This is a genomic window from Thermodesulfovibrionales bacterium, from assembly GCA_035686305.1.
Taxonomy (GTDB): domain Bacteria; phylum Nitrospirota; class Thermodesulfovibrionia; order Thermodesulfovibrionales; family UBA9159; genus DASRZP01.
In genome coordinates this window covers 1-14,476 of the sequence record DASRZP010000105.1, presented here as the reverse complement: position 1 = coordinate 14,476, position 14,476 = coordinate 1, and the positions used below count along the sequence as shown (strand labels likewise).

14 protein-coding genes are annotated in these 14,476 nt (G+C 50.3%); 10 read left to right on the top strand and 4 right to left on the bottom strand.

Annotation, left to right across the window (positions count from 1 at the left end):
- Positions 1 to 61 precede the first annotated feature (61 nt).
- From purM to VFG09_12155, 7 genes are all read left to right on the top strand, one after another.
- Positions 62 to 1,093 carry a phosphoribosylformylglycinamidine cyclo-ligase gene (purM, locus tag VFG09_12185; GenBank protein HET6515912.1) on the top strand — a complete coding sequence of 344 codons (1,032 nt, stop codon included), beginning with the start codon at positions 62 to 64 and terminating at the stop codon, positions 1,091 to 1,093.
- The gene (locus tag VFG09_12180; protein HET6515911.1) at positions 1,086 to 1,922 is read left to right on the top strand and encodes a M23 family metallopeptidase; all 837 of its coding nucleotides are present in this window, start codon (positions 1,086 to 1,088) and stop codon (positions 1,920 to 1,922) included. Before purM ends, VFG09_12180 begins: the two co-directional genes overlap by 8 nt.
- A 2-nt stretch (positions 1,923 to 1,924) precedes the next feature.
- Positions 1,925 to 2,308: a polymer-forming cytoskeletal protein gene (locus VFG09_12175; protein ID HET6515910.1), complete on the top strand. Its 384-nt coding sequence runs from the start codon at positions 1,925 to 1,927 to the stop codon at positions 2,306 to 2,308.
- A gap of 133 nt (positions 2,309 to 2,441) precedes the next feature.
- The gene (locus VFG09_12170; protein ID HET6515909.1) at positions 2,442 to 2,954 is read left to right on the top strand and encodes a DUF177 domain-containing protein; all 513 of its coding nucleotides are present in this window, start codon (positions 2,442 to 2,444) and stop codon (positions 2,952 to 2,954) included.
- A 2-nt stretch (positions 2,955 to 2,956) separates the two neighbouring features.
- A complete protein-coding gene (rpmF, locus tag VFG09_12165; GenBank protein ID HET6515908.1) occupies positions 2,957 to 3,142 on the top strand; it encodes a 50S ribosomal protein L32 in 186 nt (61 codons plus the stop codon).
- On the top strand, positions 3,139 to 4,176 hold the full coding sequence (gene plsX, locus VFG09_12160) for a phosphate acyltransferase PlsX (GenBank protein HET6515907.1): 1,038 nt from the start codon (positions 3,139 to 3,141) through the stop codon (positions 4,174 to 4,176). Before rpmF ends, plsX begins: the two co-directional genes overlap by 4 nt.
- Positions 4,176 to 5,153 carry a beta-ketoacyl-ACP synthase III gene (locus VFG09_12155; GenBank protein HET6515906.1) on the top strand — a complete coding sequence of 326 codons (978 nt, stop codon included), beginning with the start codon at positions 4,176 to 4,178 and terminating at the stop codon, positions 5,151 to 5,153. Before plsX ends, VFG09_12155 begins: the two co-directional genes overlap by 1 nt.
- A gap of 639 nt (positions 5,154 to 5,792) precedes the next feature.
- Here the strand turns inward: VFG09_12155 and VFG09_12150 are convergent.
- The 4 genes from VFG09_12150 to VFG09_12135 are packed head-to-tail and all read right to left on the bottom strand — an operon-like array spanning position 5,793 to position 10,019.
- On the bottom strand, positions 5,793 to 6,959 hold the full coding sequence (locus tag VFG09_12150) for an FtsX-like permease family protein (protein HET6515905.1): 1,167 nt from the start codon (positions 6,957 to 6,959) through the stop codon (positions 5,793 to 5,795).
- Entirely contained in the window at positions 6,960 to 8,117 is a 1,158-nt protein-coding gene (locus VFG09_12145) for an ABC transporter permease (protein HET6515904.1), read from the bottom strand.
- Positions 8,092 to 8,790 (bottom strand): ABC transporter ATP-binding protein, encoded by a 699-nt coding sequence (locus VFG09_12140; GenBank protein ID HET6515903.1) that lies wholly within the window; start codon positions 8,788 to 8,790, stop codon positions 8,092 to 8,094. The genes VFG09_12145 and VFG09_12140 overlap by 26 nt, the downstream gene beginning before the upstream one ends.
- 5 nt (positions 8,791 to 8,795) lie before the next feature.
- Complete coding sequence (locus VFG09_12135; GenBank protein ID HET6515902.1) at positions 8,796 to 10,019, bottom strand: efflux RND transporter periplasmic adaptor subunit; 1,224 nt, start codon at positions 10,017 to 10,019, stop codon at positions 8,796 to 8,798.
- A gap of 318 nt (positions 10,020 to 10,337) precedes the next feature.
- On the opposite strand from VFG09_12135, the gene VFG09_12130 reads away from it, so the two are divergent.
- The 3 genes from VFG09_12130 (at position 10,338) to VFG09_12120 (ending at position 13,929) form a co-directional block, all read left to right on the top strand.
- Positions 10,338 to 10,772, top strand: coding sequence for a cupin domain-containing protein (locus VFG09_12130; GenBank protein HET6515901.1), 435 nt, complete (start codon positions 10,338 to 10,340; stop codon positions 10,770 to 10,772).
- A gap of 339 nt (positions 10,773 to 11,111) precedes the next feature.
- Positions 11,112 to 11,897 (top strand): FkbM family methyltransferase, encoded by a 786-nt coding sequence (locus VFG09_12125; GenBank protein ID HET6515900.1) that lies wholly within the window; start codon positions 11,112 to 11,114, stop codon positions 11,895 to 11,897.
- Positions 11,898 to 12,102: 205 nt separating this feature from the next.
- Positions 12,103 to 13,929, top strand: coding sequence for a non-ribosomal peptide synthetase (locus VFG09_12120; GenBank protein HET6515899.1), 1,827 nt, complete (start codon positions 12,103 to 12,105; stop codon positions 13,927 to 13,929).
- Positions 13,930 to 14,476: the final 547 nt, after the last annotated feature.

Genomic DNA, 14,476 nt, shown 5'->3' with positions numbered 1-14,476 from the left:
CTTGCACTTTTGGGCCCATTTGTGCAAAATATCAACCTTAATCCCCCCAACCATATAGGCAATGGAACAACTCACGTACAAGAGGGCTGGCGTCGATATTGACGAGGGAGAGAGGTTTGTGGGCATGATCTCTCCGCTTGTCAGAGAGACATTCAGGGAAGGTGTCATGACGGACATCGGTTCTTTCGGCGCTCTTTTCAAGCTGGATATAAGGAAATACCGTGAACCGATCCTCGTTAGCGGGACCGATGGCGTCGGCACAAAATTGAAGGTCGCCTTTATGATGGACAGGCATAATACTGTCGGTGTGGACCTCGTTGCCATGTGCGTCAATGATATCCTCACCAGTGGTGCTGAACCGCTCTTTTTTCTCGACTATTTTGCCACGGGTAAGCTTTTGCCGGAAAAGGCGGCGATGGTCATCGAGGGCATCGTTGATGGATGCAAAGAGGCGGGATGCGCCCTTGTGGGCGGTGAGACCGCGGAGATGCCGGACTTCTATGGTGACGGTGAATATGACCTTTCGGGCTTCGCCGTCGGAGTTGTAGATAAAAGCCACCTCATCAACGGCTCAGCAATACGATCGGGAGACTCCCTCATCGGTCTTGCCTCCAGCGGCCTCCACAGCAACGGGTATTCACTGGCACGGAGGGTCTTCTTCGATGTTGCGAGGATGGACATATCTGCCCACACGCCTGAGCTCGGAACGACCATTGGAGAAGAACTCCTGAAGCCGACAAGGATTTATGTGAGAGCCTTTCATGGGCTCAAGGATAAGGTGACTGTCAAAGGTATGGCTCATATCACCGGAGGAGGCATACCGGGCAATCTTCCGCGGATCTTCCCTGAAGAAGTTGGAGCGGTGATCAGGAAAGGCTCATGGCCCGAACCACCGATCTTCAGGATGATCGAGGAGATGGGGCACGTCCCTGTTGACGACATGAGAAGGACATTCAATATGGGGATTGGATACATTGTGGCAGTTCCCGAGGATCAATCCGGCCGCGCGGTTTCGATCCTCAAGGAGAAGGGCTTTGATTCCTATGTCATAGGCAGCATCGTGAAAGGAGTAAAGGAGGTAATCTATGAGTAAATTGCGACGTCTCGTGAAAAAGGCCTTCACTCCCGTTACCATCATGCTTATACCGCACAGCAACTCCAAGCCTTTTAATCTGAAAATACCCTCCATCGGAATCATTTTTTCTGTCCTCATGTGGATGGTCGGCACAGCGTATGTGTTTTCTGTCGCTGTGAACGCCATGGAATACCGGGACATGAAGGACAGACTTAGTTATTACTCGGGGCAGTTCGTGGAATTGAGGACGACGATAGAAGGGCTGAAGAGGGCTGAATCCGATTTCAGACGCCTCTTCTCATTAGGGAGCAAGGAAAGGATCCTCGAAAACCTCCATGGCTCAGACAGCGGCTCCATCGATACGAATGCTTTGGGAGATCAGATCAGGAACAGTGTCGAGACTGTCTCGGAAATCAGAGAGTACCTTAGACAGCAGAAAGACATTTACCGAGCGACTCCCAGGGGATGGCCTGCAATAGGGGATATTACCTCTCCTTATGGCATTCGAGAACACCCTCTTCACGGTGGAGATGAGTTCCATTCAGGCATAGACATCTCCGTTCCTCCTGGAACCCCCATACGTGCGACAGCTGACGGCGTGGTGAGCTATTCCGGGTGGAACGGCGGCAGCGGAAACCTCGTAGGATTGGAGCATGGTTTCGGCTTCTCCACATTCTATGCCCATAATAGTAAGAACGCCGTCGTTGTCGGCCAGCGCGTGAAAAGGGGCGACATCGTCGCCTATTCAGGATCAACAGGAAACACAACCGGTCCCCATTCTCATTACGAGATCTGGAAGGACGGGAAGCACGTAAATCCGAACCCCTTTATCGACGGGAGGAAATAATTATGTTTTCACGGAATACCGAAAAACTTGAGTCCTTTATCGGAGCCAACAGTCATTTTCAAGGTGACGTGAAGACCAAAGGGACGCTCAGGATAGACGGGTCTCTTGAAGGCAACGTGGATGCAGACTGGCTTATCCTGGGAGAGAAGGCAAGCCTGAAAGGAAACGTAACAGCGCGGGGCGTCATCGCGGGCGGCAAGATCGAGGGTTCCATTCTTGCCCGTGAGATCCTGGAGATCAAGCCAAAGGGGGTGATTATCGGGGATATCAGTACGGTGAAGCTCACGGTGATCGAAGGCGGATCGCTGCAGGGCCACTCCACGATGCAGAAGGAAGGCTCGAATGTTATCGAACTTCAGCCCAAGGAGAGGGCCAGGGAAGTTTGACAATCATCCGGAACAGTCTGTTATAATTCAGTGCGATCGATGGAGAGGTCTTCAAGAAACGTCAGCCATGTCCCAGAGAATCCAGCGGTGATACAGGGTTCGGTTGCCGGGATTTCAGAAGCGATCTTTCACAATGAAGATTTTGTTATCGGACATAACGGATGAGGGGCTTGACCTAGAGTTCTCGGAGGCCTTTGAGGCCGGTCCTTTCAAGCTTCTCTCGCCTGCAAGGGCATCGCTCCATATCGAGAAGTTTCGTACCGAGGTTTTTGTCAAGGGAACGGTGAAGGCCAGCGTCGGACTTGAATGCAGCAGATGCCTCAAGCCTTTTTCTCAGGAGACGGACCTGGATGTGAATGTCGTTTACCATCCCACGGAAGAACTCAAGGGTGAAGAGAGACATGAGATAAAGGACGACGAACTGGACATGGGCTTCTACGAGGGTGATGAGTTGGATGTCCAGGAACTCGTGAAAGAACAGATCATCCTGAGCATTCCGATAAAGCCTCTCTGCAGCGAGACCTGCAAGGGATTCTGTCCGTTCTGTGGAACAGAGCTTAGCGCTGACACCTGCAGTTGCAGGCAGAAGGAGACGGATCCGCGATTTGCGATACTAAGAACACTCTTGGATAAAGGAAAGGAGTAGAGATGGCGAATCCGACACACAGACATACGAGGACGAGGAGAGATAAGAGAAGGGCCAACTGGAAGGGCCAGATGCCGAATCTCAGCGCCTGTCCCGAATGCAAGCAACCAAAGGAAGCCCACAGGGTATGTGCGAGCTGTGGTTCCTATAACGGTCGCAAGATACTTGAAATGCTCGAAAAGGAATGAGGGTAGCCTTAGATGCAATGGGGGGCGATTTCGCCCCTGCCGTTACTGTCGAAGGTGCAGTAGAAACAGTCAATGAGAGTGACGACATTGATCTCATTCTCGTCGGTGATGAACCCTCGTTAAAGGAAAAGCTTTCGGACAAGAGATTTCCTTCACAGAGAATCGAGATAAGGCATGCCTCCCAGATCGTCGGGATGGACGAACCGGCGCTCACCGGTCTCAGGAAGAAAAAGGATTCTTCCATAAGGCGGGCTGTTGAGCTTGTAAAGAACGGGGAGGCAGATGCTGTTGTGAGCGCAGGCCACTCCGGCGTGGCTATGGCGATATCCCTCCTCATGCTCGGCACGTCTGAAGGCGTCGACCGGCCTGCCATTGCCACCATCATGCCGACATTGAAAGGGCCGATCGTTTTGCTCGATGTCGGCGCAAATGTCGATTGCAGTGCAGAGAACCTTCTTCAGTTCGCCCTTATGGGTGACGCCTACTGCAAGACGATGTTTAGCAACCCTGAACCGAAGATTGCGCTCCTGAGCATCGGGGAAGAGGAAACAAAGGGGAATATCGTCACCAAGGAGGCCTTCAAACTCATAAGAGAGTCGGGAATACGGTTTATCGGAAACATCGAGGGCAAAGATATCTTTTTCGGCAATGCCGATGTCATTGTCTGCGACGGTTTTGTCGGTAACATCGTGCTGAAGACGAGTGAGGGACTTGCAGACGCTATTCTCAGAATGCTCAGGCGGGAGATAGCCGATGTGGCCGCTGGAAGGATAGGGTATCTCCTGTTGAAGCCTGCGCTGAGAAATTTCAAGAGGAAGACGGATTACGCTGAATACGGCGGTGCTCCCCTCCTCGGCATAAACGGTACCTGCATCATAAGCCACGGAAGGTCCTCTGCCAAGGCAATCAGGAATGCACTAAAGGTTGCAGCAGAATTTTCGAGGAAGAAGGGATACGAGACCATAGCGGAAGAGATCAATCAGGCGCAGTCCGCCAGGTTGGCATCGAGCGCCGGGACCGGGGAACATCGCTGATGAAGTCAAGGATAACAGGGACAGGCTCTTCTGTTCCGGAAAAGGTTGTGACAAATGCCGATATCGAGAAGATGGTCGATACGACGGATGAATGGATCATTGAAAGAACGGGGATAAGGGAGCGGAGAGTTGCAGCGGAGAACCAGGCTGCCTCTGATTTTGCATACGGAGCATCAAAGGCTGCCTTGAAGGCTGCCGGCCTGAAGGCTAAGGACCTCGATCTTATCATTGTTGCGACGATCACCGGCGATATGCCGCTGCCTTCAACCGCATGTTTTCTCCAGGACAGACTCGATGCCAGGAGGGCCGCTGCTTTTGATGTGCTTGCTGCCTGTTCAGGCTTTGTCTATGGACTCTCAGTTGCCGATGCGTATATAAAGAGCGGGATGTACAAGAAGGTTCTCGTCGTCGGCTCTGAGGTGCTCTCGAAGGTCACGGACTGGCAGGACAGGACTACCTGTGTCTTATTCGGTGATGGTGCAGGAGCAGCAGTCCTCGAAGCAACAGGGGAAGATCGTGGAATCATCTCAACGAAGATCCATTCTGATGGCAGCATGTGGGAACTCCTCCATACCCCTGCCGGTGGATCGAAACTTCCCGTCTCCAAAGAGACCGTAAGAAAGAGACAGCACTTCATTAAGATGAAGGGCAACGAGACATTCAAGGTCGCTGTCAGGACACTCGAAAGCCTTGTTGTCGAAAGCCTTGAAGAAAACAAGCTGAAGCCTTCTCAGCTTTCTCTCCTTATCCCCCATCAGGCCAATCTGAGGATCATTCAGGCAACGGCAAAGAGATTGGGCCTCCCCATGGAACGAGTGCTCGTGAATCTCGAGCGCTATGGCAACACATCTGCCGCATCGATACCGATAGCCCTCGATGAGGCTGTACGGGCGGGCAGGGTGAGAGACGGCGATTATATCCTCCTTGAGGCCTTCGGCGGTGGTCTCACCTGGGCGTCTGCATTGATCAAGTGGTGAGTTTAAGAGTTTATGGGTCGGTCTTGCCCCGAATCACTCAAGGTCGGAGCCTTCAATTCTCGGCGGGCAGGGGCTCTTTCCGGTTTTCCCGGCGAAGGGCCGCCGAGATCTTCCTCCAACCGATACATGCATGCTAAAATGGATGACGTTACCTTCTCCTGTAATGTCATGATTCTTCTTCACTGACATCGCGGGATCTGAAATACAAACAGGCGGTGCCGTCTTTCTTCACCATTCTGATGAGATAGCCGCAATTATACCCATCACATTTGAAAGAAAGGTAATAAACACAATCACCACATCGTTTCATCTGTCCACTCCTTTGAGGTCTCTCTATACATTCTTATCGCCTCTTTCGGGAAATCCTTTAGGCCTGGTCACTTCCATCAAGAGGAGGCATGGGACCGAGAGAAATGGCGGGGTCACATCAAGTCACTACGTCATCCGAAATCTCCTGCCGCAGAGACCCTCATTTGGCGGAAAAAGGATCAATTTTCTCCGATTCAGGAGTCTCATGAAGACCCTTATCGAGGACTTCGATGTCAAGTTCTATATATGCGCAAATGCTCCTTGAACGGCAGAGTCTGACGTTCTAACGCTTCATTTTCCCGATAACAGAGAGAACGCTGTGAGAGACGTCTAACTTGCCCTCAAGGCATTGACGATATTCATGCGTGAGGCCCTCACTGCAGGCAGTACTCCGCCGATAAGACCCATGAGGAGAGAGAAAAGGAGTGATTCCCAAATAATCTCTCCTGTGAGACTGAAGGAAAAGGCGAGTTCTGAGAAGGTCTGCCAGTTCACCGTCGAGATCGTATAGAGTTGTAAGAAGGAGGAGAGGAACAGCCCCAGGCAACCTCCTACAAGTCCGAGGAGCAGAGACTCTATAATAAATGCGGCGAGGACATCCCTCCTCCGAAAGCCGATAGCACGGAGTGTGCCAATCTCGCCGATGCGATTCGCCACAGCCGCATACATGGTAATCATGGCGCCGATTATCGCACCGAGTGAGAAGATGACGGTCAGCGACAGGCCGAGGATCCTGAGAAACTTTGCCATGACTTCCGACTGGTCGGAATAATAGGTTGTTTCACGTTTTGCCTCAAGGGTGAGGCGGGGGTCGGCCTCGATACGTTCCTTTACCTTTTGAAACCCGGAGGAATCTCGAAGCTTAAAGAGAACGGAGGAATAGACGCGACGTCGGAAGGCCTGCATGAGCTGGTCAGAATCTCCCCATATCTCCGAGCTGTAGGCAGTCTTCCCAGCCGCAAAGACTCCTACGACGATCCAATCTCTCATGCCGAAGCGGAGATGCTCACCGATGCCTGCGCCTCTAAATCTCTTTGCAACGCTCTCACCGGCGATGATCTCCGACGAGCCTGGTTTTGGCATACGCCCCTCGATGAGTTTAACCTGGGGTCTCAGCGCGAACGAATATTGACCGATTCCTCTGATCGTCACATTCGATGGTTTTTCGGTCTGCCGTTTCGGGAGGTTTATGAGGACAACGACTTCCTTTGAGAGAAAGGGTCTGCCGCCTTCTCCTGCGGCTACTTCGGGTTCCGTCTCCACGATTGCAGCTGCTGCACGGTCAATGCCGCTCTGCATTTCAGAGGCCGATGCGCGCCTGATGACTACCACGTTGTCATAGGAGCCTGTCTCAACGAGGGTTTTACGAAGTCCTTCGGCAAGCATCAATACAGCAGAGAAGACAAAGACAACGAGGGCCATTCCGCCCGCAGTCAGTGCGGTTGTCAGTCTTCTGGTCAGCAGGTTCCTGAAGCTGTATGAAAGGGGAATGCCCATCTATCCGATCCTCCTCAGTCCGTCAGCAATTCTGAGCCTTATTGCGCGCCAGGCGGGAAAGAGCGCAGCTACCACGCCAACGAGGAAAGAAGCCGCCACGTCCATGGAGAGCGTGTCCTGCGAAACGGTAAAGACAGGAAAGAATGTTCCCATCTCCCTTCCGAAGGCCTCGGCGACAGGGAAAGTGAGGGCAATGCCGAGGCTGCATCCGAGAGACGCAATGACAAGAGATTCGCCAAAGATGAGGCCTGCGATGTGCCAGCCGCCGAAGCCGAGGGTCTTCATGATGGCATACTCACCGATGCGTTCCCGTGCGGTCATAGCCATAGTGTTTGCCATGACCGCCATAATGATGATAATCACCACAAAGGAGACCAACTGTATGGCAATGACAATTGCCTCTGTCATCGATACGAAACTCAGCTGGAAAGCCCTCTCCGTCTCAGTCATGGTCTCGGCAAGGGAGTTCTTGAACATCTTATCGATGGCGACTGCAACATCGGAGGCGATGTCGGGGCTGGTCACACCAACCACATACCATCCGACCTGGTCGGCGCGGTGGGGAGCGGTCTTTTTCAGCGATTCGTTCAGATAGTCCCAGTGGAAAATAAACTGTGTCTCGTCAGTGCTCCTGTCCCTGCCCTTGTAGATGCCTCGCAGGACAAAATCCCAATTGCCCGGGAATATGGTCCCTTTGAGGGTGACAATATCCCCTATTTTCCAGCCGAATTTTTCGACTAACTTCCGGCCTGCAATGAATCCCTTTCTGTCACGGAGGAAGTCGCTCTTCTCTTTTTCCGGCAGGACGAATTCGGGATAGAGCTCGAGAAGACTTTTCGCCTCATAAGCAAAACTCGGGATGAAATTTTTCTCAGAAATGTAGATACCTCCGAACCAGTAGCCATAGGAGACATCTTTCACGCCCGCTATCTGGCGGATCTTCTCTTTGTAGGAGAGGGGCAGGAAAAAGACAAGGGATACGGAATTCCTTGTTATGAGACGTGTTGCTGAAGATGCCTCAACGCCAGCGTACCAGGCTCGTACAACCGTGCGCAGGAGGCCGAAGGCGAGGATCGCAATGGTGATGCCGAGAATGGTCAGAGATGTGCGGAGTTTATGACGGAAAGCGTTCTTAATGAGGAGCTTCAGGAACTGCATTGAGGATACCTTTCTCGAGGTGCCTGACGACATGGGCCTTTTCGGCTGCGCGGGGATCATGGGTCACCATAATAATCGTCTTGCCAAGTTCATGAACGAGACGCTCCATAAGTTCCAGGATATCCTGGGCCGACACCCTGTCGAGATCTCCTGTCGGCTCATCGGCCACAAGGATTGTCGGGTCAGGAACAATGGCACGGGCTATCGCAACGCGCTGCTGCTGGCCGCCGGAGAGCTGTGAGGGATAATGGTCTATACGGTCGGAAAGATTCACCACCTGCAAGGCCATCTCCACATGCCTCTTCCGCTCTTTTCTCGAAAGCCCCGTGAGGAGCAAAGGCAATTCTACATTCTCGAAGGCAGTTAGCACCGGCATGAGGTTGTAAAATTGGAAAATGAAGCCTACATTGGCCGCGCGCCAGTGGGCAAGTTCAGTCTCGTTCAGCGCAGTTATGTCGATGCCGCCCACGCTGATTGTCCCTGAGTCCGGCTTGTCGATGCCGGCGATGAGATTGAGGAGCGTGCTCTTGCCCGAGCCAGAGGGTCCCATCAAAGCCAAGAACTCACCGTCCTCGATGTCGAAGGTTATGTCCGTCAGAACCGAGATAGTCTGGCTGCCCCGGCGGTAGGACTTGTTCAGATGCTTTATCTCAACAAGGGATTTTCTTGTCATAAGCACTATTGTTCTCCGATCTTGATCTTCTCACCCTGCCTCAGCCCGGCAAGGGGTTTTGCTACAATCCTGTCCCCTGTCTTAAGGCCTTCAACGACCTCGACGAGATCACCGAGCTTCGATCCGAGCGTTACGGGAGTCTCTATGGCTGTGTCCTCCCTGACGAGGAAGACGAAGTTCCTGCTGTTGCGTGTAAGAATGAGAGCAGGATTCAGGGCGATGCGCGGCCTCTGCTCCTCGGCTGTCACTTTCCTCGCGAGGAAGGCGACTTTTGCGCTCATCTCCGGAAGTATCCGGGTTTCCTTGTCAATGTCGAGAAAACGAACCTTGACGAGGACCGTGGCCTTTGTGCGATCGGCAGTTGGTACTATCATGTGGACCTCACCCCGGAAGCGCGACTGAGGCAGTGCATCGAGCTGTATCTCGCACGGCTGTCCGACTTTCACCTGCTCGATATTCGATTCAGAAACATCGACTTCTACCTGAAGGGAATGCATATCTGCAACGGTAACGACTGAAGCCTTGGCGTTTGCCGCAGCGCCAAGAGGCGTGACGATGTCACCGATATCGGCATTCTTTGTGAGGACCACGGCGTCAAAGGGCGCACGGATGAGCGTATACTCGACCGCGACCTCAGCATTCTTCAGTGCCGCTCTGTTCGCCTTCACCGCCGCTTCTGCACCTGAAACCCCGGCTAAGGCCTTCTGGTAACGGGCCTCAGAGGCGTCAAAGTCGGCCTGTGAGATGTACCCTTTGCCGACAAGATCTCTGTTCCTGTTGACGGAGAGGGTGGCGTCGTTGAGTTCAGCCGTTGCCTGATCGACACTGGCGAGGGCAACGTTGAGGTTGGCTGCTGCCTGATTGCGCGCTGCGATAACATCATCGCCCTCGAGACGAGCGATCACCTGCCCCTCCTTGACAACGCTTCCTTCCTCGACAGTCAAGGAGACGAGGCGGCTCGTAATCTTTGACGCAACGGCGGCCTTTCGCTGGGCCACCACATAGCCGCTGGCGTTCAAGAGGGTGAAGGTCTGAGAAGGATAGACCTCGGAGACCCTGATGACCTCGACCTTGACAGGAGGAGTAAAGACCCCCTTGAAGTATAAAAGGCCGACGAGGGTAAGAAGAAACACGGAAAGCAGAAAACGAAAGAGCTTCTTCCGTCTTGACGGACGAAAGACCGCTTCCGACTTCTCTATCTTCAGTTTCGAAAGATCTTCATCTGCCACGAGAGGGGCGCTTCCTATGAACAAGGATCAAAAGAGAACATGTACCATTATAGCAAATACGCCATTGTCCGCTGAGAAGACGATAATGAAAAGAATCCTCTGAGAAGGTTGAACCTAAATGCTCTCCCTATGCCTTTCAATGAAATGATCGGTTATTGTAGCGGATGGAAACACTTCCTTCTGAATTGGGATGATTTCGATACATGATTTCTAAAATATAAGGCATTATCTTCAATAATAGCAACGTGTTATGTCATATGACCTTCTGGCATGAAATATGCTAAATTTGAAATTTTGATACAACCAAAGGAGACGATTATGAAGAATATTCCTGAACCGAAAATAGTGCGCGGATTTCCGCAGGACTTGGATGAGACAATTCTGGGTACTCAACTGAACAGCGGAAAAAAATTTTTCCAAAGATTCCTGTTGTTAAATAAGAACTTGCTTGAGAATGCACCATTCCACATCGCAGTGCATATCATCAAAGATCTTAACGTTCCTCCTGATCCTTATGCCAAAATACATTGCCATCCCTCTCACGATGAAATAGGATTAATCCTCGCGCCTAAAGATATGCTTCAATATGAACTTATTCTTGATGGGAAGGAAAATCATGTGAAATCTCCTGCCGCTGTCTATATTCCCGCGGGAACTTCCCATCGGGCGCGAGCGGTTTCAGGGAACGGGGCATATGTCTGCATTTTATTGGATCCTCAAGGGCCAAGTAGTGCAAATGTCAATATACCTTAAGTGACTCATGAGAACGACCTTAAGCAGATTTCACGTTGAAGTCAAGGGCGGGCTCTCATAAATCCTGTGCATCTTTGCCATTATCTATAGAGTAGCGTTAGCGGTTGGCGGCACGCAGGACAGCTCATCTTCAGCATGCAGAGAAAGCCTGCAAACCGGTACAGGTGATTGCCTTGGAGGTGTGAAGATGGCTGTGCAAAGGTATTGGTGCTGATCTTCTTCCCATGGAAGCACGTGCTGTAGTAGTGCGTCAGTTATACGGCCTTTATCTGGCCAATCGCATGTGAGGTAATAAAAAAGAGCGATATTATTGATTAGATATTATGGAATAATTGTTATATGCTTAAATCTCTCATAAAATCGGCATTTCAGATAGCTGGATTTGATGTACGCAGGAGAACTTCTTCGTTCGTTAATAATCCCTTCAATAATCCCTTCGATGCACAAAAAATCTTGCTTAGTGACATGGGAATAACTAAGCCAGTTATTTTTGATATAGGTGCCCATAGAGGAGAGACTGTTGAAGAGTATAGAGCCAGATTCCCTGAATCTGTGATCTATTGTTTTGAACCGTTCCCGGATTCATCGGAAGCATTGAAGAAGAAGTTTTGTAACGACCCTATCACGGCAATAATTTCTTTAGCAGTTGCGGATGGACCGGGAGAGAGGATGTTGTATATAAATGAAATTGATGCAACGAATTCACTGCTGCCAGAAGCAACAACTTCCAGGAGGTATCTGCCGAAACAGGCATTCACAAAATCGATGATTCAGGCAGAGGTAACGTCGATTGATGAATTCATACGAAATCATCATGTGAATACGGTCGACATTCTGAAAATGGATATTCAGGGCGGAGAGCTTATGGCATTGAAGGGTGCTGCTGAAACTCTTAAAGGAAAAACAGTATCAGTGATATATACAGAGATTATGTTTATACCCCACTACGAGAAACAGCCACTTTTGTATGAGATATGGAATTTTCTTAGTGAGTTTGGATATACACTGTTTGATCTTTATAACTTGCATAGAGCGACTAACGGCCAGCTGCGATTTGGTGATGCACTATTTGTTAATCAGGATGTGAGAAGGAGGGTTATTGATAGATATCCCCAAGAACCTTGATTCCTTTTACCTGCAATATATATGAGCGTTATCCAAGAACCAATCGTTTTTTCTATATTGGCTCTCGAACAACATCTGCTGATAATCATGAGAATTTGAAATGAATCATTATTCTTTTGAGGACAGTAGAGTACGCTTGCGATGTTCGTCTGACAGATTTGCTCAACAAGAGACAGAACAGGCAATCCATTTGAGATTCGAAAAGATGGCAGCAGAATACGGGGACCGGATTGCCGTCAAGACCAGAAGCTCAACATTAACCTATGAGAATCTCAACAGACTTGCTAACAGGATTTCCAGAACTATTGCAGCAAAATGCTCTGAGGAAACTGCACGGGTAGCCTTGCTCTTTAGCCATGATGCTGGAGCCATGGCTGCGATGCTCGGCGCTTTAAAATCGGGCAGGATATATATACCGATAGACCCATCATACCCGTCTGCCCGGATACATTTCATGCTGGAGAATGCTCAGGTAAGTCTGATCATTGCACACAATCGGACCCTTGAGAAGGCACGCATGATTGCAGGCGTCAAAATCCAGGTTTTAAATATTGATCAGATAGAGAAGGGCGTATCCGATGAAAATCCCAACCAGCCGATCCGCCCGGATTCATATGCATATATTCTCTACACATCTGGATCAACGGGGCAACCGAAGGGCGTGATACACACGCACCGCAATCTGCTACACCAGATTTTCAGTTATACAAATAAGATAGGTATAAGCGATTCAGACCGTCTGTCGCTTATACCTTCTTATGGCGTCGGTGCGGCTCATGTGGACATATATGCAGCATTGCTTAATGGTGCTGCTTTACATCCTTTCAATGTTAAGGAGGAAGGCATACAGCAGCTTGTTGAGTGGCTTGTCACCGAGCAGATTACCATCTATCATTCTGTTCCTACACTTTTTCGTCACGTCACAATTCATCTGACACAAGAAACAGTTTTGCCGAAGCTCAGGGTGATCAATCTGGGAGGTGAAAGTGTCAATGAAAAGGATATAGAACTTTTCAAAACATATTTTACGAGGAACATTATTTTTGTTAACAGCTTGGCATGCACTGAAGCTGGTGTTTTCGCGCAGTACTTAATGGACCATGATTCCGAATTGAGAGGAAGCAGAGTTCCTTCGGGGTATCCTACAGAGGATATGGAGATAGCATTGCTCGATGAACAAGGTGACGGCATTTCCGGTGATCGGATTGGCGAAATAACAATTAAAAGCCGATACCTTAGTCCCGGGTACTGGCAGAATCCCGATATGACAAAAGCTGCTTTCAAATTGATTCCGGATAAGAAAGGGACTCTTTTATACCGCACGGGGGACATCGGGCGCATTCGACGGGATGGACTTCTCGAATATATAGGAAGAAAGGATTTCCGGATCAAAATAAGGGGGTTCCGTGTTGAGCTCGAAGAGATAGAGTCAGTGCTTGGCCGGCATCCCAACGTGAGGGAGTCAGCAGTTATTGCGAGGCAAGACAACCCGGGGGATAAACGCCTGGTGGCGTATATCGTACTCAATAAGGGATCATCTGTTTCGACCAATGAGCTTCGGAGTTACCTTATGGAGAAGCTGCCCGATTATATGGTCCCTTCAGCATTTGTTGTGGTTGAGTCACTGCCATTGACACCCAACGGCAAGATAGATCGAAGGACATTGCCGGCCCCTGATTCAGAGCGGCCGAGTCTTGAAGAGTCCTATGTCGCTCCTTGCAGCCAGGTTGAAGAAGTTTTGGCGGGTATCTGGCGCGGGGTGCTCGGACTGAAACAGGTAGGTGTCCATGATAACTTCTTTGACTTGGGAGGCGACTCTCTCCTGGCGACCCAGGTCATCTCCCGGATACGTTTTGCCCTCGAGTCGGACGTGCCATTGCGCTGCTTTTTTGAATCTCCAACCATAGCGGGGTTAGCAACGGCACTTCTTCTGAATGCAGATCCCGAAGAACTGCTTCGGATTCTTGATGAACTAGAGGAATCGGACTCTGTAGAGGAATCGAAGGAGATTGAGGGAGGGCGATATGAGTGAGCTTGCCAAACACAGTGACGGTCTGTCTCCCGAAAAGCATGACTGATTGACCGAAATCATTCCAGAGTCTCGCATTGAATTTTTTTGTCTTGCATCGGAACGCCGAGTTTTTGCTGAATTTTTTGCGTTCTTTCTGTAGCAAAGGGTTACACATTGTTTCTTATTGATACACTTGAGGTTTAGAATGCCATAGGAAACTGGGAGGTATCGTTCTTGCAAGGACGAAACCGGTGCTTGATTGCATCTTCATCTGGCACGGTGAGGCAAGGGAAACGGATGTGTGATATGATGAGACATCCCTTTCGACTAGGAGGCTCTTTGCACTTCCCTCTGCTCTCTTTGAGACAGACGCTGAAAGGACTTGACCATGCCGGGGAGCAACCTTGAGTAAGCCGAGAAATTCAAGCCCTCACTATTCTGCCGGAGACCTTTTAGAATCAGCAGAGAAAGATTTCTCATCTCATGCAATTCTGGCTCCCCATCGGTATCCGCTCTCCTACGGACAGATGTGCGATCAGGTCGGTCGAGTTGTTTCACAGCTGAATGC

Bases quoted from the DNA above. Each gene is read 5' to 3' on its own strand.
- plsX (HET6515907.1), top strand. From the start codon at position 3,139: ATGAGGGTAGCCTTAGATGCAATGGGGGGCGATTTCGCCCCTGCCGTT.
- VFG09_12120 (HET6515899.1), top strand. From the start codon at position 12,103: ATGGCAGCAGAATACGGGGACCGGATTGCCGTCAAGACCAGAAGCTCA.
- VFG09_12145 (HET6515904.1), bottom strand. From the start codon at position 8,117: ATGCAGTTCCTGAAGCTCCTCATTAAGAACGCTTTCCGTCATAAACTC.
- VFG09_12125 (HET6515900.1), top strand. From the start codon at position 11,112: ATGCTTAAATCTCTCATAAAATCGGCATTTCAGATAGCTGGATTTGAT.
- VFG09_12140 (HET6515903.1), bottom strand. From the start codon at position 8,790: ATGACAAGAAAATCCCTTGTTGAGATAAAGCATCTGAACAAGTCCTAC.
- VFG09_12130 (HET6515901.1), top strand. From the start codon at position 10,338: ATGAAGAATATTCCTGAACCGAAAATAGTGCGCGGATTTCCGCAGGAC.
- VFG09_12180 (HET6515911.1), top strand. From the start codon at position 1,086: ATGAGTAAATTGCGACGTCTCGTGAAAAAGGCCTTCACTCCCGTTACC.
- VFG09_12170 (HET6515909.1), top strand. From the start codon at position 2,442: ATGAAGATTTTGTTATCGGACATAACGGATGAGGGGCTTGACCTAGAG.
- VFG09_12155 (HET6515906.1), top strand. From the start codon at position 4,176: ATGAAGTCAAGGATAACAGGGACAGGCTCTTCTGTTCCGGAAAAGGTT.
- VFG09_12175 (HET6515910.1), top strand. From the start codon at position 1,925: ATGTTTTCACGGAATACCGAAAAACTTGAGTCCTTTATCGGAGCCAAC.
- VFG09_12150 (HET6515905.1), bottom strand. From the start codon at position 6,959: ATGGGCATTCCCCTTTCATACAGCTTCAGGAACCTGCTGACCAGAAGA.
- purM (HET6515912.1), top strand. From the start codon at position 62: ATGGAACAACTCACGTACAAGAGGGCTGGCGTCGATATTGACGAGGGA.
- rpmF (HET6515908.1), top strand. From the start codon at position 2,957: ATGGCGAATCCGACACACAGACATACGAGGACGAGGAGAGATAAGAGA.